We start from the raw sequence: 19,312 nt of genomic DNA on the forward strand, positions 1-19,312 counted from the left end.
CTGCGCTTCCATCGCCGCCACATTGGCCGCCATCTTGTCCGGGTCGTCGCCAGTCCCCGAGCGGTACGGCCCGGCAATCAATATCTGCAGGCTTGTTTTCGCCGGCATCAGCTGCAGCTGCGCATGCTGCAGCAGCATGATGGTCTTGCCGTCGCAGATGCGCCCGTCCGCCACCATCCGCATCGCCTGCGCCAAAGGCAGTTCCAGCACGTCGATATCCTCGCCTTCATGGGCCAGGCCGCCACCGTCGTTCAGGCGACTGGACGGATCGTATTCGGCCACAAAGAAATGCAGGCGTTCGGTGACGGAGCCGGGACTCATGAAAGCCTCGAACACCTTGTCCACGGCGCCGACCCGGTAGCCGGTTTCTTCTTCGACTTCGGCACGGATGCGCTGTTCCGGACTGGCCTGCTCCAGCAGGCCGGCGGCGGCCTCGATCAGGAAGCCGTCATGGCCGTCGCGATACGTGGGGAAACGGAACTGGCGGATCAGGATCACCGTGCCTTGCTTTTTGTTATATAGCAGGATGGTGGCGCCGTCGCCGCGGTCATACGTCTCGCGCGTCTGCGACTGCCACTGGCCGTCGCGGCGCAGATAATCGAATGTGGTTTTCTGTAACAGATACCAGTCGTGCGACAGCGTCGTCACATCCCGGATGCGTACTCTTTCTTCGTTCATCTTGTCTCCTTGTGCTTGCGTGCGCCGACTTTATCATGCAAACTCGTGAAAATTCAAGAATATTCAAGAAAATATATGCTCACACATCAACGCAAACAATATCTGCTGGACCTGCTGCAACGAGAAGGCCAGCTCGTTGCCAAGGCCGTCAGCGATACCCTGGGCTTGTCGGAAGACACGATACGGCGCGACCTGCGCGAACTGGCCAAGGAGGGTTTGCTGCAACGCGTGCACGGCGGAGCGATACCGCTCTTGCCCGCCTCGCCCGCACTGGCGCCGTATGCCAGCCGCGTACAGATTTCGCCCGACGCCAAGCCGGCCATCGGCCGCGCGGCCGGCGCCATGATACAAACGGGGCAAGTGGTCTTTATCGATGGCGGCACGACGACGTTGCAACTGGTGCGCCAGCTGCCGCGCGAGTTGCGCGCCACGGTGGTGACGCACAGCCCGTCGATTGCGGTGGAACTGGCGAGCCACCCCTTGATCGAGGTGGTGATGCTGGGAGGAAAGTTGTTCAAGCACTCCATCGTCAACCTGGGCGCCGCCACAGTGGAAGCGATAGGCGGTATCCGCGCCGACCTGTATTTCATGGGCGTGTCGAGCCTGCATCCGCAGGCGGGCATCACCACCGGCGACCACGAGGAAGCCTGCGTCAAGCGCGCCCTATCCGACGCGGCGGCCCGCACGGTGGTACTGGCCTCGCCGGAAAAGCTGCATACCGTCTCGCCGTTCCGGATCGCGCCCTTGAACCAGGTCAGCGATATCGTCGTGCTGCGCGATACGGACGAGGCGCTGCTGGCACCCTACCGCGAGATGGGTATCGCCATCACGCTGGCGTAGGCATTTACGGCCAGATCGCCTGCAACACCGCCGCCAGGTGATAGCCGCCATTGATCAGCTGCGTCTTGGCCAATGCCGAGCTGGGCACGGGATAGTCGCTGGGCACGCTCAGGGACCAGACATAATAGACGTCGCCCTTGCGGCTGGTCTGCTGCGTGGCCGGCCCGGCCACCACGCCCGCATACGCTGTTTTCGATGCCGCCAGCGCGGCATCGGCCCATTGATACGGCCAGGTGGCCGGGTCGCCGCTATTGCCGGGCACCTCGGGCTGGCTGGCGATCACCGTCTGCGCGAACTGGCGCGGCGTACGCGTCGACAGGCGCCGCATGGCATAGTCGACCACGGTGCTGTCCCAGTACGAGTGCAGCGGTTTCGTCGGCGGCTTCGGATAGGCAACGGGCTTGGCGGCGCCAGCTTCCGCCGGCAACGGCGCCGGAATCACGGCATCGGACAAGGCCGTGATCTGCGCGTCGTCCAGCAACAGATTATTGCCGCCGCGCGCATCGAAAATCGCCAGGCCGTCGATCTGCGCCTGCGTTTCCGGCACCACAAAACGGCCATCCTTGGCCACATACGCGGCGCCCACGTGCAGCGGCTGGTGGATATCGCCGACCAGGTGCGTGATCAATATCAGCGCCTGGCGCGGCGTGAACTGGTGCGGATTGCTGGCCAGGTCACTCTTGCCCTGCAACACCGAAATCGCCTGCTTCAGGGTCTGCACGATATCGTCGTCGGCGCTGCCGGTGGCGCCATCGTGATAGTGCGCGTTCTGGAATGGAATATCGGTGTAATGGTATTCGCTGTGCTTGGGGTTGGCGGCAACGTAGGCCACCATCTCGGGCGACTGCGGGCCGCAATACGTACCTTTCACGCAGTCGGGCCAGTTGGCGATCGACTCCAGGGTTTCGCCGGGCAGCAGCAGGGCGGCGATTTTCGCCTGCGCCGCGCTGCCCTTGAGCAGCTGGTCGGCAATCGCCCCCACGGCGCGGTGGCCGTCATTGCCCCAGGCCAGTGCGTTGCCGCTCATAAAGGCGCTGGCCAGCGCCAGCACGCATGCCAGTTTTTTCATGGTCATTGTGGCGTCCCCTTGGCAGGCTTCGGATACTGTTTGTTGATATCGATCGGCTGCGCGTAGCCGGAGCTCCAGGTCTGCTCGTGCAGGGCCACCAGGCGCTGCGCCATGGCCTCATTGCGCAGCACCACTTCCAGGTTGCGCGACAAGTCGAAATAGCCGCCGGCCCAGTTGCTGGTGCCGACCCAGGCCAGCTTGCCGTCGATGGTCATGGTCTTGCTGTGGATCACGCGCGCGAACGGAATAAAGCCGGTCGATGCGGTGGGTATCGTGACGATGCGAATCTCCACGTTCGGCACCAGCGCCAGGCTTTTCAGGTAGGCAATCGCCGGCGCTTCCGTGTTCCAGGCGGACACCATCAATTTGATTTTCACGCCGCGCTGGGCCGCCGCGCGCACGGCATTGTCGATCACGGCGTAATACGGCCGCGTGCGATTCGGGCCGTACGACAGCGGTGCGTAGTCCAGCAGCTGGATGCGCACTTCGCTTTTGGCATCGGCCAACAAGGCCGGCAAGCCGCTTTCCGAGTCGCCCACGCCAGCCGGATTATAGGCGTTCGGGCTGGCCAGCAAAAACGCGTTCTGCGCGTAGTTGGCGGGAACCGTTTTGCTGTTGAGCAAGGTAGCGCGGCTGCCCTTGGCGGTTAGCGCCTGTGCCTGCCAGTCCTGTTCGAAGATCGCCTGCACCTGGCCCACCATCGCCGGCTCGGTGATCTTCAGGCCCGTTTCATGGATATGCTCGAACGAGCGCCAGTCGAAATTCTGGCTGCCGATATACGCCACCTTGCCATCGACGGCCAGGTATTTGGCGTGCACGATGCCGTTGCCGGTGATCTTGTTGAAATCGATGATGCGCAGCTCCAGGTTGGGAATCGCCTTGATCTGTTCGATGGTCGCCGGTTCCGACAGGCCCACGCCTTTCAAATCGAGCAAAAAGCGGATCTTCACGCCGCGCTGGCCGGCGGCCGTCAAACTGGCCAGCACCTTGTCGAATGCCGTGCCCGGTTTGCTGACGGCGTAGAACTGGGCGATGACGATCTCGCTTTTTGCCGCATCGAACAGCTCGCTCCATACGGCCACCGGCTCGCGCAGGTCGGGGTTGGCCAGCGTGGTTTCCACCGGGGAGGTGTGCACCAGTTCAAAACCGGGAATGGTGAAATCGGCGTGGGCGCTGCCCGCGAACAGGCTGGACAGCAGAGCAGAAAATAAAAGACGACGCATGAATGTTCCTTGTGAATGTTTATTTGACGCGCACGATGCGCCCGGCCGCAGTGGCGCTGCCGGCCGGCTTGCCGGCGCGCGCGCGATCGATCAGGTAGTCGCTGAAGGCGTCGATATCGCGCACGCCCGTATCCAGGCGGCGCGTGCCATTGGCCAGCACGGTAAAGCGGTCGCCGCCACCGGCCAGGAAACTGTTGACGGCCACGCGGTATTGCTGCTCGTCCTTGAGCGCCACGCCATCGAGCAGGATGCTGCCCGGCAGCACGCGCTGGCCTTGCGGACGGGTGCTGTCCCAGCGGTAGGTAAAGCCTTGCGAGACCTGCAGCAGGTTGCCCTCTTCGGCGTGGTCATCCGGCCATTGCTGTTCCAGCAGGGTGCGGATCTGCGCGCCGGACAGGCTGATGACCATCAGGGTATTGCCGAACGGGACGACGGCCTGGTTCTGGCCAACATTGGTCATCAGGTCGGGACCCGCTTCGAGGTCCTTGCGGATGCCGCCATTGTTCATCAGCCCGATCTGGGCGCCGGCGGCGCGCGCGCCGAACAGGGTGCTGTCGGCCACCAGGTCGCCCAGCGCGGAGGCGCCGCTGCCCTTGGTGCTGCGGCCGACCAGCGGCACGGCAATCCTGGCTACCGGGCGCGACAGTTCAGCCGAACTGCGCTGCTTGACGGCGGCCAGGTAGGCGGCCACTTTGGCATCCGGCTCGAACATGCCGGGCAACATCACGACGTTTTGCGCGCTGGCATCGACCACGCTATTTTTTTCGGTATCAACCTTGAGCTTGATGCGCGTGAGTATATGGCCGCCCATCTGCGCCTGCGTCACCAGCCGGCCGTCGACGCGGCACAGATAACCCTGGTGCGAGTGGCCGCTGACGACCAGTTGAATCGCCGGATCGAGGCGCTTGACGACATCGATCACCGGGCCTGTCAGTTTGCCGCAGTCGGGCTGGTCGACGTATTCTTCGGTTTCGCCGCCCTGGTGCAGCAGCACCACGAACACGCCCACGCCTTGCGCGCGCAGCGCCGGCAAGGTGGCGTTGATGGCGTCGGCTTCGTCACCGAACTGCAGGCCGGCAATGCCGGCCGCCGTCACCACGGACGGCACGTCTTTCAGCACGGCGCCGATCAGGCCGACCTTGACGCCGTGCGCTTGTTCGATCTTGTAGGACGGCAGCAGCGACTTGCCGGTCTGCGTGTCGATCACATTGGCTGCCAGATAGGTATAGCTGGCGCCAGGAAAATTGGGGCTGTATTGGCAGGCCTTGTCGGCACGCGCGGACACGCAGCCGCCGCGCTGCTGGCGCAGCAGTTCCGCCTTGCCCTGGTCAAATTCGTGGTTGCCGACCGAGCTGGCCGTCATGCCCAGCATGTTCATGGCGACGATGCTCGGCTCGTCCGCCCACAGCGCCGACATGGCGGGGCTGGCGCCGACCAGGTCGCCGTTGCCGACAAAAATCAGTTGTGAATCTTCCTTGCGCCAAGCCTTCAGAGCCCCGGACAGCACATCGATGCCGCCGGCCTGCACCGTCATCTTGCGGGCGGGATCGTTGACGCTGGTGTAGGTAAATTTGCTGCTGTCGAGATTGCCATGGAAGTCATTCAGGGCCACCAGGTTGAGTTCGACGGGGCCGCGCGGCGGCGTGGCGCAGCCAGCCAGCGTGGCCAGGGCCAGGATCAGCGCCGCATGGGCGACAGGAGTGCGGATGAAATGAGTAGCCATGGATGCGACAGCCTTGAAAAAAAGAAACAGAGTAAACCATCTTGCGTATAAAAAAAACGGCTGGTGTCGCCACCAGCCGTTCTCGATTTTGCTAACTTACAAGGTCACGACGAGATCAGAATTCGTACTTGACCGTTGCTTGCAGCGCCCATTGGGACTCGCCTTTTTGTTGACGCACGGTGTAGTCCTCGACCTTGTCACGCACTTGGTAGATATAGCGACCTTGTGCATCGAGGCCGGCAAAATCAACAAAACTGCGCGTCTGGCCACCAGCCGAACGGAATGCCATTTCGTTGATACGGCCCCATTTGCGGTTGATCATGTTGCCCACGTTAAAGAAGTCCATCGTGAACACGCCTTTGTTGCCTTTAAAGAAGCCTGGCACTTCCTGGCTGATGCGCATGTCAAAGCTGTTGGTCCATGGCGAGAAGCTGCCGTTACGCTTGGCCACGCCGCCGGCTTTGTTACGCAGGTCGCCATAGCTGTTAACAAATGCCCAGAAACGGTCTTCGTTGACGTGGCTGGTGGCGGTATCGCCACGGAACACCACCTGACCCGAGCCTGGCGCCGATGGGATGTACAGCAGGTCATTGCCGGAAACGCCGTCGCCGTTCAAGTCATTGGCGAAAGTCCAGCTGTATGGCTTGCCTTTGCGGCCTTCATAGAACAGACCGAAGGTGGTCTTGTAGTTATCGAAGAAACGCTTCTGCCAGTTGAAGACGGCGTTGAAGCGGTCTTTGACCAGATAGCTGGAGTTGGCTGCAACGTTTTCGTTCGGGTTGAAAATCGAACGGGCGTTGAAGTTCGAATTCGACACGGACGAGGTCAGTGGCGCAACTTCCGTCGCATCGGTGTAGGTGTACGCAACCGACCAGCCAAAACCTTTGCTCATCGGCTGGCTCAACGACAGCGTCACCAGATTGCCTTCACCTTTGTCGGTTTTCTTGGCAAGCAACACGTTGTTGTAGTTGATGTTTTTCAACGCACGATTGCTGGCGCCACCGCAAGCCGCTGCGGCAGTCGTGCTCAGGCCACCTGAGGCGGTCCAGCACGCGGTGTTATACGCATTGGCGGTGTAATACAGCGAACGACCGTCGGTGCCGGTACGGGTGGCGGCACCCAGATTCAGATTCTCGTAGTAAATCGCATCCTTGTTTTGTGTACGCAGATACTCCGCACCAAATACCAGACCCATCCATGGCAACTCATGCTCCAGTGCCAGATTGCCTTTCCAGATCGACGGTTGACGCAGCTCCGGCGACAGGAAGTCGACGTTGCTTGCTGGCGTAGCGCCAATATTGGTCGGCTGCTTGTTCGGATCAGGATTGAAGGTACCACCGACGGTTGGGCACGCAACGGCAAAGCCCGAGCCGCAACCGATCACTGCGGTTGCAACACCTGGATTGGAGAACGGGTTGGACAGCCAGACCGACGCGGCGGCACCCTGGAACAGGCCAAAGCCACCACGCAACTGCGTCGGACGGGTGCTCTCGAACTTGTAGTTGAAACCGACACGTGGTTGCACCAGAGTCTGGCCATCGATCGTCTGCGTGTTATCCAGGCCAAAACCACCCGTTTGTGCCGTACCGCCACGAACGAGATTGGCAGGGTTGACGACGCCTGCGACTGTCGGTGCGGCTGCCGCAACATTGCGCAAAGGACGATCGCTGATGCCCGCTTTATCGACACGCACGCCGTATTGAATGGTCAGTTGCTTGTTGACGGTCCAGACATCTTGCGCGAAGAAGCCATAGTTCTTCATGCTGAAGTCGGAAATGGCGTTTTGCAGCGAGCCGCCCGCAACCGGCACCTGCACTTGGTAGCCGCTAGGACGACCGATGCGGAAATTTTCCAGTACAGCTTGTTGATGCAAGGCGGCAGTCGTCGTGCTGCAGTTAAAGGTGTACGCTGGCTGACCATTGACGACACCAGTTGGTGTCAGGAACGAGTATTGGACGTTGTTAATACAACCAAATGTATAGTTGCCGTTGACGTTTTGCAGATACGCGTTATAGATGTCGTTCTTGCTGAAATCGCTACCAAACTTGATTTCATGGTCGCCGAGTGCCCAGTTGGCGCCCAGATAGACGTCCTTGGTTTTAGTACGCAATTCGTTATGCTGGTACGACTGGTCCGTACCAAAGTTCAGGTAACGGCTACTGGTCGAGACGCCAGCCGGCGAGCCAGCTGGCAGGGCACCGGAAAACTGCAGCGCCATGGTTGGCAGGTTGGCATTGTTTTTCGGCAGACTTTCATAGTCGCGCGACGAGACCTTGAACTCGGTCGAGAACGTTGGAGTCCAGTCGGCAAACCATTGACCGACCGTCGTTTCGATGGTCTTGTTTTGCTGGCGCCATGCGGTATTCAAAGCGATGCCGCTGGCAGACACGCCGGTGAACATTGGCTCGGATTGATCGGTTTTCGAATAACGTACCATCGCGCGATGGTTATCGTTGATATTCCAGTCCAGTTTCAACAGCGTATCATCGACCGTCATTTTGGTACCGACCGGCACTTCAAGCGTACCGATATCGAGGCCGTACTGTGTTTTGGCGATGTTCTGCGCTTGTTCAATCGCCGACTGGGTGACGCCGACATTGGTCATCGAGCTGCCGAGCGGGCCGAAGTTTGGTGCGGTACGCGTGCTTTCCAGCTTCTCTTTATTGGCGAAGAAGAACAGTTTATCCTGGATCAACGGGCCGCCGACGGAAGCACCCTTGGTGGTTTCACGGAACTTGGCCGGCGAGTAGTAGGTGTCCTTGGTGTTATCGAAGCGATCACCGGCCATCTTGTCGTTACGGAAAACGTAATAGACACTGCCCTTGAATTCGTTAGTGCCCGATTTGGTCACGGCGTTGATATTAGCGCCGGTATAGCCTTTTTGCGTGACATCGTAGTTGGCCACGTTGACTTGAACCGACTGGATGGCGTCGATCGAAATCGGTTGCTTGGCGGTCGGGCTGCCGTTCGATTCCAGGCCGAAGGTGTCATTCACCGCCACGCCATCGATGGTCATCGAGTTGTAGCGCGAGTTCTGGCCGGCAACGGACAATTCGCCACGCTCTTTGTCGGTTTGCGAAACACGTGGATCGGAGCGGGCGTAATCTTGCAAGTTGCGCTGGATCGACGCTTGCATCGCCAGTTCATTTGCGCCGATATTGGTGCCGGCACCCATATTGCTGCGATTAAAAATTTGTGCGCGTGCGCCGGAACCCGTGACGTTCACAGTTTGCATCTGGGCGCCCAAGGTGGCGTCGACACTGGCCGTTTCAGCCAGTTGCACGTACACGCCTTCGCGTTTTTCGACCTGGCCGTTCTTGGTGACGGTAATGGTGTAAGGACCGCCAGCGCGCAAGCCGCGTGCGACATAGCGGCCTTCCGCATCGGTGGTCACGTTGTTGACGGAGCCCGATTCGACGTGCACGATGGTAACGACAGCGCCGGCAGCCGGCTGGCCGTCGCTGGAGGAAATGCGTCCGCCGATGGAGGAAGTCGTATTCTGTGCGAACGATGGTGCGGCCGCCAGTGCGATAGACAGGCTTAGCGCGATTTGCGTCAGCCGAAGTCGTTTGTGATTGATCATCTTGTAACCCCAAAAAAGACTATTATTTTTTGAAAATACCGCGATTGCCTCACTGCCCGGCTGCGCCGCACAGCAACACAAACACAACATTCCCTCTTTACTATGCTGCAACTGTTACGCTGGCCGGACCGGCTGCGGGCCTTGACGGGACCGCCCCACTTCCCACTGCCACCGCCATCCGGATTCAAGCAAAAATGGACCAGTAGCAAGCCACCGTTCCCAATGACACGGGGCGCTAGCTCCCGTGACATTCACTCCACATCCTGGCCAGCGCTACAAGCCAAGGCGAAAGTGTAATTGTTAAATATTTCAAGACTGTGACACGGCCATGACATGTGGCGATTTCAGACATAAAAGGCGAAGCCCTGTCGTTTCACTCTGCATGTCACATTGATCTACTGCGAAAACCGCGCTTCTTGCTGCCAGGACCAAACAAATTGTGACTTTTTACCATCCCCCTCATTCCACTATGCATCATCAAAAAATGGATGACAAATACGATTTTTTTTAGAGATTTATATTTAAAAAGTCTAAATTACAGGGGAGTTACAAGAAAAGATTTGTATGACAGCACAGCATAAGCTTATGGCGCGAAATTATAAGTGAGCAATTTGTGCTTGAAATTGTTTCACTTACGAAAACAGGAAAAGAGAGGCATCTGCCCGATATTGTGTCGCTTGGCCGCCACAAAATTAACAGAAAAACAGCGAGGAAATCAGGATGGGGAAAACGCAGGCGGCCGGAGGACCCGGCCGCCCTGACAGTGTCAGTTTCGACGTGAAAGCAACTTACGGTTTGATGGCCTTGCTGGCAGCATCCGCTGCGGCAATTTGCGCTTCAAATGTGGCAAAGCGCGCGGCGAGCGATGTCAATAAACGTTGTTTATCCGCGTCAGCCAGGAAGGAATAACGCAGGCTGTTGTACGACAGCTTCTTGATTTCCGCGTAATCGGTCTTGTACTGGCTGGCGAACAACACGTATTCGTTCGACAGGGTATTGCGCGACACGCCCGCATCGTCGGTGGATATGACAAACGGCACGCCATACTTGCGGTACAGGGTCACCGGATGGGCCTGGCCCTTGATACCAAGAATGTAGTCATTGCTGGTAAGGTTCACTTCCACCGGGATGCCGCGCGCGCGCATTTTCTGCATGGTGGCCAGCGTATTGGTCTCATGGGCGATATCCATGCCGTGGCCGATGCGGTTGGCGCCGGCCACATCCACCGCCTCGGCGATATGGAAGGCCATGCCCTCCGGCGGCACCATGCCCAGCGCCAGCTCGCCCGCATGCAGGGCAATCTTGACGTTCGGATACTTGGCTTTCAGGAATTTGAACATTTCCATATGCAGGCTGTAGTCGCGCATGGACACATTCACGCTTTCCTGGCCGACGATATTGACGCCCACCACCAGCGGGTTGAGGCTGGCGGCCTTGAAACCGGCCACCATCGACGAGAACACTTGCGACGGCGACAGGAAGCGCAGCACATAGGCCTGATAGCGCATGGTGAAATTGGCGTCGTCGATGCCGGCGCTGCTGGTGTTCACATTGTCGTTATAGGCGGTGATGCTTTTCTGGAAGCCGGCATCCTGCTCCAATTGCTGCGTCCAGCCGGCCAGCACGGCTTGCAGCGCATCGGGCCGCATGCCGGGGGTCAGCACCTGCTGGTCGAATTGCGGGTTCGATACGAACGGCGACAACTCAAAAATGGTTTCGATGTAGCTGAGGTTTTCCGCGATGGCGCGCTGCTTGAGCGTTTTCAGGCCCTCGCCCGTATTGGTCGAGGCGACCGGGCCGAAGTAGCCGAAGGTGTCGAAGAAGGTGCGGTCCGGTGGCGTCTGCTGGCCGCTGTGGTTGTAGAAATCCTTGGTCGACCAGCGCTGCAGCAGTTCCGCATACAGGCCCGCGTCGGCAAACACTTCGGTCGACGACAGGCAGCCGCGCTGGCCGGCCGGCTTGGCGCGCTCCGCTGCGGCCACGTCTTTCCGGCTTTCGATACGGTACGTCGTCTTGTTGACGCAATAGTTTTCCTTGTCGACCCATTCCAGGAATTGCTCGGCATAGATGGAACCCGAGTAATGGTGATGCAGGTCGCCGCCTTTGGGCATCATGGAAAAGAAGAGGCTCAGCTCGGCCGTCCTGGGCTGGCTACCGGACACCAGCGCGGCGAAATGGCGGGCGGTGGCCGCTTCATTGGCGGACGGACTGGCGGCATGGGCGAGCACCGGAGCGGACATGGCCAGCGCCATGCTCAAGGCCAGGCGAGTGATTTTCTTTTGCATCAGGAGTCCCGATCAGGGTGGTAGGGTTGAAAACGTAAGGCGAGCTCGGGTCAGCCCCGCGCATGCACGCGCACCCCGCCCGAATACGTGGCGGCGACGGCGCGGTCATCGCCCAGCAGCGCCAGCGCAAACAGCAGCTCTTCCAGGCTCTGGCAGGCGGCCGTGCGGCGTTCCAGCAGCGGCGTGGATTTTTTGTCGAGCACGATGAAGTCCGCTTCCGTGCCGGGCGCAAAATTGCCAACGACGCCTTCGAGCTGCATGGCGCGCGCCGCGCCCAAGGTGGCCAGGTAGAACATGCGCAAGGCGGGCAGGTAGCTGCCTTTCAAGCGTGCTACTTTATAGGCTTCGTTCATGGTTTGCAACATCGAGAACGAGGTGCCGCCGCCCACATCGGTGGCCAGGGAGAGCAGCACGCGCGCCGCATCGGCCTTTTCAAAATCAAACAAACCGCTGCCGAGGAACAGGTTCGAGGTCGGGCAAATCGCCGCCGCCGATTGCGTTTCCGCCATGCGGGCACGGTCGCGTTCGTCGAGCCAGATGCAGTGGCCGAACATGGCGCGCGGGCGCAGCATGCCGTAGTGGTCATACACGTCGAGGTAGCTGCGCGCCTGCGGATGCAGTTCGCGCACCCAGCGGCATTCATCCTCGTTTTCCGACACATGCGTCTGCAGATAGGTGTCCGGATAGGCGCGCGCCAGTTCGCCCGCCAGGTGCATCTGTTCGTTGGTGGAAGTGGGCACGAAACGGGGCGTGATCGCGTACAACGAACGGCCTCGCTTGTGCCAGCGCCGTATCAGTTCTTCGCTTTCACGCGCACCCGACTCGGCCGTGTCGCGCAGGAATTCGGGGCAGTTACGGTCCATCATCACCTTGCCGGCCACCATGCGCAGGCCGCGCGCTTCACTGGCGCCAAAAAAGGCGTCGACCGATTGCGGATGCACGCTGCCATACACCATGGCGGTGGTGGTGCCGCAGCGCAGCAGCTCGTCGAGGAAAAACTCGGCCACGTTGCGCGCATGTACCGTATCTTCAAACGCGCGTTCGGTCGGGAAGGTATATGTTTCCAGCCATGGCAGCAGGCCAGGCGCGGGCGAGGCAATCATTTCCGTCTGTGGAAAATGCAAGTGGGTGTCGATAAAGCCGGGCACGATCAGCTTGCCACGATAGTCGATGACCTCGGTACCTGCCGGCAAGCCAGGCAACAATTGATCGTATTCGCCGGCGGCAAGCACCTTGCCGTCGGCCACGACCAGCAAGCCATCCGTGTGAAACGCGTGCGCCTCCTCGCTGAAGGCGGGATCGGCGTGGAAGTGCAGCAAGCTGGCACGGTAAGCTTGCACTGAAACAGGAACGATCGGCATGACTTCTTTCTATGACTGGTGAACCGCGGCGCGTGACTTGCGGCGCGGTGGCGTGCTGGCAGAAACCAGCCGCAGCGGCGTGGTCAGCGCCGCTTCAGCGGCTTGCTCCCACACCATTAATAATTGACAGGCCACCGAGGCGGCGATCACGGCCGGCGCCTTGTTGCGGATGCCGGGCAAGCCGATAGGGCAGACCATGGCGGCAATCTTTTCATCCGGCACGCCCTTCGCCTGCAAGCGGTGTTCGAACTGCTTGCGTTTCGTGTGCGAGCCGATCAGGCCGAACCAGCCGGCGTCTTCGCGTTCCATGATCGCTTCCGTCAGGCGCTGGTCCAGCGCGTGGCTGTGCGTCATGACCAGGAAACTGCCGCCGACCGGCGCCATGGCGACAAATTCTTCCGGCGCATCGGTGGCGGCAATGCGCACATTATCGGGCAATTGTGCGGGGAACATGTCTTCGCGTTCATCAACCCAGGTGATATTGCACGGCAAATGGGCCAGCGCACGCACAATGGCCGCGCCGACATGGCCGGCGCCAAACAAGGTCAGGTGCGCGCGCGGCGCCAGGCACGGGTCGACCAGCCAGCGCCGGCCGTCGCTACCCTGCGCCACATGCGTGCCGCGCTCGCGCGAAAACGTATCGGGCGCCTGGCCGGCGGTGCCGCCGAGCCAGGCGCCATCGGCATCGAACAGGCTCGATGCCGGCTCGCCATCGAGCGCGATCACGCGCCAGCTGTCTTGCTGGCGACGTTCGCGCAATGCCTGCAGCATGGCGTTGAGAGTCCCGTCAACCGGCTCGAACGCCAGGTGGACCACGCCGCCGCAACACTGGCCCAGGCTGGGACCCAGCGCAAAGCGTTCGAGTTTCGCCCCGGTGGCGCCGGTCGCCAGCATGGTCTTGGCAATTTCCACCGCGCGCAATTCCAGGTGGCCGCCGCCGATGGTGTCCAGTTGCCCCTCATTGGTGACGCGCATCCTGGCGCCCGCCTCGCGCGGACCCGAGCCTTCCACCAGCGCCACCGTCACCAGTACCGAAGGAACATCATCATGCGGCAGTGCCGTCAGCCAGTCGCTCATCTGTTACTCCTGTACGGCCACGGTGGACGCGGCTTGCACCGCCATCACGGCCTTGAGGATTTCCTCGCTGGTGGCCGGCGCATTCAATGGTGGCTGCACGGCATGGCCGCCGACGCTGGAAATGGCGTCACGGATCGCAAAGAACACGGAAAACGGCAGCAGCAGCGGCGGTTCGCCGACGGCTTTCGAGCGGTGGATGCTGTCTTCCACATTGCGGTTCTGGAACAGATTGACGCGGAAGTCCTCCGGGCAATCGGAAATGCCGGGGATTTTATAGGTCGACGGCGCATGCGTCATCAGCTTGCCCGCGCCATTCCACCACAGCTCTTCCGTTGTCAGCCAGCCCATGCCCTGGATAAACGCGCCTTCCACCTGGCCGATATCGATGGCCGGATTGAGCGACTGGCCGGCATCGTATAAAGCGTCGGCGCGCAGCAGCTTCCATTCGCCGGTCAGCGTATCGACCACCACTTCGGCCACCGCCGCGCCATAGGCGTAGTAGGAAAACGGGTGGCCGGTCATGGTCTTGGCGTCCCAGTGCAGGCCGGGCGTGGCATAGAAACCATCGGACCACAGCTGCACGCGGGCCAGGTAGGCTTTTTGCACCAGTTCAGGAAACGGCAGCACATGGCCGTTGACGTGGATATTGTTGTCGAAAAAGCGCACGTCCGCCGCCGCGCCGCCATACAGTTTGACGGCGTAGTCGCTCATCCGTTCGCGGATCTGGCGCGCCGCATCCTGCGCCGCCTTGCCGTTCAGGTCGGCGCCGGTGGAGGCCGCCGTGGCCGAGGTATTGGCGACCTTGCTGGTATCGGTGGCGGTGGCCCGCACCCGTTCCAGGTCCAGGCCCAGCTCATGCGCCACCACCTGCATCACCTTGGTATTGATGCCCTGCCCCATTTCCGTGCCGCCGTGGTTGACGAGCACCGAGCCGTCGACATACACGTGCACCAGGGCGCCGGCCTGGTTCAGATGGCTGACATTGAAGGCGATGCCGAATTTCAATGGCGTGAATGCCAGGCCTTTTTTCAGCACCGGGCTGGACTCGTTGTACGCGTCGATGGCAAAACGGCGCGCGCGGTAGTCGCTGGTCTGCTCGAGCTCGGCCACCAGTTCATGGATCACATTGTCGACGATCACCTGGCCATACGGCGTGACATTGCGCCCTTCGCTGCCGTCGCGGCCATAGAAATTGAGCAGGCGAATATCCAATGCATCGCGCCGCAGATGGCGCGCGATTTCATCGATCACATACTCGATGGCGATCGCGCCCTGCGGCCCGCCAAAACCCCGGAACGCCGTGTTCGACTGGGTATTGGTCTTGCCGCAGGCGGCACGGATATCGACGTCGGACAAATAATAGGTATTGTCGAAATGGCAGACGGCGCGCGTGGCGACCGGGCCGGAGAGATCCGCCGAATAGCCGGCGCGCGAGGTCATGTCGACTTTGGCGGCAAGGATCTTGCCGGTCTCGTCATAGCCCACTTCGTATTCATAATAAAAGCAATGGCGCTTGCCCGTGACCAGCATGTCGTCGTCGCGGTCGGCGCGCAGTTTGACGGGGCGTTTCAGTTTCGCCGCCGCAATCGACGCGGCCGCCGCCCACAGCGCCGACTGGGATTCCTTGCCGCCAAAGCCGCCGCCCATGCGCCGGCATTCGACCGTGATGTTATGCGAATGCACGCCCAGCGCATGCGCCACCACGTGCTGCATTTCGCTCGGGTGCTGGGTCGAGCACAGCACCAGCATGCCCTGCGCTTCCTTCGGGATCGCGTAGGAAATCTGGCCTTCCAGATAAAACTGCTCCTGCCCGCCCACATAGAGCTGGCCCCTGACCACATGCGGTGCGTTTTCAAATGCGGCCTGGCAGTCGCCGCGCGCCAGCCGCATCGGCGGCAGCACATATGACTGCGCCGCCTTCGCCGCCTGCGGCGTCATAATCGCCGGCAATTCTTCATACGTCACCTGCGCCAGACGGGCGGCGCGGCGCGCATGGTCATGCGTATCGGCCACCACGATAAAGATCGGCTGGCCCACGTATTGCACCAGCTCGGCCGCCAGGATGGGGTCGTCATGGATGATGGGGCCGCAATCGTTGGTGCCGGGAATATCTTGCGCCGTGAACACGGCGGTCACGCCGGCGCTGGCGCGCACTTTCGATAAATCCATGGCGCTGATGCGCGCATGCGGTTTTTGCGACAGGCCCAAGGCCGCGTGCAAGGTGCCCTGCAGTTCGGCAATATCGTCGGTATAGGTCGCCTGCCCCAGCACATGCAGTTGTGCCGATTCATGCGGACTCGATTTGCCGACGGCGGCCCAGGCGGCCGCTTGCAGTTCAGGCGTGACAGGATGGTTCATGCTGGTCCTTTCAGGCGCGGCAAGCGTAGGCGTTCAATGAGGCGCGCAGCAGCGGCGCGCTGTGGCGTGTTTCCAGCCAGAAGCGGCGCAGCAGGTTTTGCGCCGTCGTCATGCGATAGCTGTTGGAGGCGCGCATGTCGGACAGCGGCGCATAGTCGTCGGCCAGCAAGCCCATGGCGATCACTAGGTTGTCCTCCGTCCACGCCTGATTGCGCAGGAAAGTTTCCGTTTGCGTGGCGCGCTGCGGCGTGGCGGCCATGCCACCGAAGGCGATACGTGCGTTGACGATGCGCTCGCCGTCGAGCTCGAAAGCAAACGCGGCGCACACGGCCGAGATATCCTGGTCAAACCGTTTTGCCAGCTTATACGTGCGGAATTTTACTTGCGCGCGCGGCAGCGGCACCCTCAGCGCTGCGACAAATTCGTCGGGCCGCAGGTCTTTCTTTTGATAGCCCAGGTAAAAATCTTCCAGCGCCATGGTCCGCTGGCCGGCGCTACCGCGCAGCACGATCTGCGTGCCCAGCGCGATCAGCCACGGCATCGAGTCGCCGATCGGCGAGCCGTTGGCCACATTGCCGCCCAGGGTGCCGGCGTTGCGGATCGGCAAGGAGGCAAAGCGCTGCCATAGTTCCGATAATTCCTCAGGGTAATGCTCGCACAGCGCCGCATACGCGTCGTTGAGGCTGGCGCCGGCGCCGATTTCCAGCATGTCATCTTGCGGGGCGATGGTTTTCAGGGCCGCGACATTGCCCAGGTAAATGATCTCGCCCAGCTCGCGCAATTGCTTGGTGACCCACAGGCCCACATCGGTGGACCCGGCCAGCAAGGTGGCTTGTGGCTTGTCGGCACGTAATTGCGCCAGTTCGTCGACGGTGCGTGGCGCATGGAATTGCTGGCCACGGGCCGCATAGGTATGCAGATGGTCGCGCTGCAAGCCTTGTAGTTGCAGGGCCAGCGCATCGCGGTCAAAAGTCACTTTCGGCAATTCACTCATGCGTTTGGCCGCATCGATAATCGGGCGGTACCCTGTGCATCGGCACAGATTGCCGGACAGTCCATCGTCGATCTCGCAGCGCGTGGGCGCGGCGCCGTCTTTTTTCAGATACATGCCCCACAACGACATCACAAAGCCGGGCGTACAGAAGCCGCATTGCGAGCCGTGGCATTCCACCATCGCCTGCTGCACCGGATGCAGGGCGCCGTCCGGCTGTTGCAGATCTTCCACGGAAAACAGGGCCTTGCCGTCCAGCGTGGGCGTCAGCTGGATGCAGGCGTTCACGGTTTTCATTTCCACCTGGCCGTCGACCAGGCTGGCGACGACGACGGTACAGGCGCCGCAATCGCCTTCGGCGCAGCCTTCCTTGGTGCCGGTGCAATGCAGGTCCTCGCGCAGATGCTGCAATACAGTCTGCGTGGGGGCGGCATCGCGTACTTCCTGCACGGCGCCACGGTAATAAAAACGAATCGGTTCTGACATGCTGGCCTCGGTATAGTCCTAGTGGTACAGATTAACACCGGCACACGGGACAACTATATGCAAAGATTGATTTCACTTATCTATCTGCATCAATAATCCTCAGCCGATATTGGGATGCTTGGCATGCCAGTGCTCGGCGATATCGATACGGCGCGTAATCCACACCTGTTCATGCCCTTGTACATAGTCGAGAAAGCGCGCCAGCGCCGCCGCGCGGCCAGGCCGCCCCACCAGCCGGCAATGCAAGCCGACCGACAGCATCTTCGGCTGGTTCAGGCCGTTCGGGTCGCCTTCCGCATACAGCACATCGAAGGCGTCCTTCAGATAGTCAAAAAATTGCGTGCCCGAATTAAAACCCTGCATGGCGGCAAAGCGCATGTCGTTGGTATCGAGCGTGTACGGCACGATCAGCTGCGGCTGCACGGCCGGCGCGCCGCTCGCATCCGTATAAGCGACCTTTTCCCAGAACGGCAGGTCGTCGCCATAATAATCGGCGTCATAGCGAAAGCCGCCATGTTCGACCACCAGTTTGCGCGTATTGGGCGAATCGCGCCCGGTGTACCAGCCTTGCGGGGCGGAACCCGTCAATTCGCGGATAATCTGCACTGCCTCGCGCATATGTTCGCGCTCGCTTGCCTCATCCATGTTCTGGTACGAAATCCAGCGCAGGCCGTGGCAGGCGATTTCATGACCCAGCTGCTGGAAGGCCGCCACCGCTTCCAGATTGCGCTTCAGGGCCATCGACACGCCGAACACCGTCAGCGGCAACTTCCGGTCCTCGAACATGCGCAGTAGCCGCCACAGTCCCGCACGCGAGCCGTACTCATAAATCGACTCCATGCTCAGGTGGCGCGTGGGAAAGGCTGCCGCGCCGATCATTTCCGATAAAAACGTTTCCGATGCCGCATCGCCATGCAGCACGCTGTTTTCCGCACCCTCTTCATAGTTGAGCACGAATTGCAGTGCGATGCGGGCCTGACCTGGCCACTGCGGATGGGGCGGCGTGCGGCCATAGCCGATCAGGTCGCGCGGATAGTTGTCGTAAGTGCTCATGCGGCTCGCCTTGGGAAGAAATGTGAAATATATGCCCAATCATATAGCCAGGCGCGGTCACAGGTATATCATTTGGTCGATAAGCACATTCACCGTTAACGTATAGGATAGCAAATGGGAAAACTCAGCACGCACGTACTCGATATCGCCCACGGCCGGCCCGGCGCAGGCGTCAAGGTGGCCCTGTTTTCGGTCGCGCCGGAAGGCAAGGTCTTGCTGAAGATGGATGTGACCAACCAGGACGGCCGCTGCAGCACGCCGCTGCTGGAAGGCGACACCATGAAAGCGGGCCAGTATGAACTGGTCTTCAATGCCGGCGACTACTTTGCCGCCCAAGGCGTGCAATTGCCCTCGCCGCGCTTTATCGACCTGGTGACCCTGTCGTTCGGCATCGCCCACACCGATGAAAACTACCATGTGCCGCTGGTGGTGTCGCCGTGGTCGTATTCGACATATCGGGGCAGTTGATTCTGCTTTGCCAGCAATGTTGTCGGATTAGCGGGGCCGCCTAGGGTCTGTCTGACTGAACTTAATTGAGGTTGGATGGTCATAGAGCGATGAGCCGAACTGACCTTACCGAAAAGC

The 19,312-nt window shown here is 60.6% G+C and carries 12 protein-coding genes and 1 pseudogene; 2 read left to right on the forward strand and 11 right to left on the reverse strand.

The features are described 5' to 3' along the window. Positions 1–99: 99 nt before the first annotated feature. Positions 100–678 (reverse strand): annotated as a pseudogene (locus ACP7B7_RS28715) (NUDIX domain-containing protein); the annotation flags it as partial. Positions 679–753: 75 nt separating this feature from the next. Between ACP7B7_RS28715 and ACP7B7_RS28720 the strand changes: the two are divergent. Beyond that, entirely contained in the window at positions 754–1,518 is a 765-nt protein-coding gene (locus ACP7B7_RS28720) for a DeoR/GlpR family DNA-binding transcription regulator (RefSeq protein WP_308922938.1), read from the forward strand. A 4-nt stretch (positions 1,519–1,522) separates the two neighbouring features. Here ACP7B7_RS28720 and ACP7B7_RS28725 read toward each other — a convergent pair whose 3' ends face one another. From ACP7B7_RS28725 to puuE, 10 genes are all read right to left on the reverse strand, one after another. Then, complete coding sequence (locus ACP7B7_RS28725) at positions 1,523–2,587, reverse strand: S1/P1 nuclease (protein ID WP_308925827.1); 1,065 nt, start codon at positions 2,585–2,587, stop codon at positions 1,523–1,525. A gap of 2 nt (positions 2,588–2,589) precedes the next feature. Beyond that, complete coding sequence (locus ACP7B7_RS28730; protein WP_426078984.1) at positions 2,590–3,810, reverse strand: phospholipase D-like domain-containing protein; 1,221 nt, start codon at positions 3,808–3,810, stop codon at positions 2,590–2,592. A gap of 19 nt (positions 3,811–3,829) precedes the next feature. Next, positions 3,830–5,533 carry a bifunctional metallophosphatase/5'-nucleotidase gene (locus ACP7B7_RS28735; protein ID WP_426078985.1) on the reverse strand — a complete coding sequence of 568 codons (1,704 nt, stop codon included), beginning with the start codon at positions 5,531–5,533 and terminating at the stop codon, positions 3,830–3,832. A 115-nt stretch (positions 5,534–5,648) separates the two neighbouring features. After that, positions 5,649–9,116, reverse strand: coding sequence for a TonB-dependent receptor domain-containing protein (locus tag ACP7B7_RS28740; protein ID WP_426078986.1), 3,468 nt, complete (start codon positions 9,114–9,116; stop codon positions 5,649–5,651). Between the two features lie 788 nt (positions 9,117–9,904). Beyond that, the gene (locus ACP7B7_RS28745; protein WP_426078987.1) at positions 9,905–11,401 is read right to left on the reverse strand and encodes an adenosine deaminase family protein; all 1,497 of its coding nucleotides are present in this window, start codon (positions 11,399–11,401) and stop codon (positions 9,905–9,907) included. 50 nt (positions 11,402–11,451) lie between these two features. Continuing rightward, positions 11,452–12,762 (reverse strand): guanine deaminase, encoded by a 1,311-nt coding sequence (gene guaD / locus ACP7B7_RS28750; protein WP_426078988.1) that lies wholly within the window; start codon positions 12,760–12,762, stop codon positions 11,452–11,454. A 9-nt stretch (positions 12,763–12,771) separates the two neighbouring features. Then, positions 12,772–13,839 carry a xanthine dehydrogenase accessory protein XdhC gene (gene xdhC / locus ACP7B7_RS28755; protein ID WP_426078989.1) on the reverse strand — a complete coding sequence of 356 codons (1,068 nt, stop codon included), beginning with the start codon at positions 13,837–13,839 and terminating at the stop codon, positions 12,772–12,774. A gap of 3 nt (positions 13,840–13,842) precedes the next feature. Continuing rightward, entirely contained in the window at positions 13,843–16,197 is a 2,355-nt protein-coding gene (gene xdhB / locus ACP7B7_RS28760) for a xanthine dehydrogenase molybdopterin binding subunit (protein WP_308922945.1), read from the reverse strand. A gap of 10 nt (positions 16,198–16,207) precedes the next feature. After that, on the reverse strand, positions 16,208–17,674 hold the full coding sequence (gene xdhA, locus ACP7B7_RS28765) for a xanthine dehydrogenase small subunit (protein WP_308922946.1): 1,467 nt from the start codon (positions 17,672–17,674) through the stop codon (positions 16,208–16,210). Between the two features lie 99 nt (positions 17,675–17,773). Continuing rightward, positions 17,774–18,727 carry an allantoinase PuuE gene (gene puuE, locus ACP7B7_RS28770; RefSeq protein WP_426078990.1) on the reverse strand — a complete coding sequence of 318 codons (954 nt, stop codon included), beginning with the start codon at positions 18,725–18,727 and terminating at the stop codon, positions 17,774–17,776. Between the two features lie 114 nt (positions 18,728–18,841). Between puuE and uraH the strand changes: the two genes are divergently transcribed. After that, a complete protein-coding gene (uraH, locus tag ACP7B7_RS28775) occupies positions 18,842–19,195 on the forward strand; it encodes a hydroxyisourate hydrolase (RefSeq protein WP_308922948.1) in 354 nt (117 codons plus the stop codon). Positions 19,196–19,312: the final 117 nt, after the last annotated feature.

It is taken from the genome of Janthinobacterium sp. PSPC3-1 (genome assembly GCF_049896105.1).
In the GTDB taxonomy this organism is placed as follows: Bacteria; Pseudomonadota; Gammaproteobacteria; order Burkholderiales; family Burkholderiaceae_D; genus Janthinobacterium.

Excerpts from the sequence above, each read along its gene's own strand:
- ACP7B7_RS28720 (WP_308922938.1), top strand. The coding sequence starts at position 754 with ATGCTCACACATCAACGCAAACAATATCTGCTGGACCTGCTGCAACGA.
- ACP7B7_RS28725 (WP_308925827.1), bottom strand. The coding sequence starts at position 2,587 with ATGAAAAAACTGGCATGCGTGCTGGCGCTGGCCAGCGCCTTTATGAGC.
- ACP7B7_RS28730 (WP_426078984.1), bottom strand. The coding sequence starts at position 3,810 with ATGCGTCGTCTTTTATTTTCTGCTCTGCTGTCCAGCCTGTTCGCGGGC.
- ACP7B7_RS28735 (WP_426078985.1), bottom strand. The coding sequence starts at position 5,533 with ATGGCTACTCATTTCATCCGCACTCCTGTCGCCCATGCGGCGCTGATC.
- ACP7B7_RS28740 (WP_426078986.1), bottom strand. The coding sequence starts at position 9,116 with ATGATCAATCACAAACGACTTCGGCTGACGCAAATCGCGCTAAGCCTG.
- ACP7B7_RS28745 (WP_426078987.1), bottom strand. The coding sequence starts at position 11,401 with ATGCAAAAGAAAATCACTCGCCTGGCCTTGAGCATGGCGCTGGCCATG.
- guaD (WP_426078988.1), bottom strand. The coding sequence starts at position 12,762 with ATGCCGATCGTTCCTGTTTCAGTGCAAGCTTACCGTGCCAGCTTGCTG.
- xdhC (WP_426078989.1), bottom strand. The coding sequence starts at position 13,839 with ATGAGCGACTGGCTGACGGCACTGCCGCATGATGATGTTCCTTCGGTA.
- xdhB (WP_308922945.1), bottom strand. The coding sequence starts at position 16,197 with ATGAACCATCCTGTCACGCCTGAACTGCAAGCGGCCGCCTGGGCCGCC.
- xdhA (WP_308922946.1), bottom strand. The coding sequence starts at position 17,674 with ATGTCAGAACCGATTCGTTTTTATTACCGTGGCGCCGTGCAGGAAGTA.
- puuE (WP_426078990.1), bottom strand. The coding sequence starts at position 18,727 with ATGAGCACTTACGACAACTATCCGCGCGACCTGATCGGCTATGGCCGC.
- uraH (WP_308922948.1), top strand. The coding sequence starts at position 18,842 with ATGGGAAAACTCAGCACGCACGTACTCGATATCGCCCACGGCCGGCCC.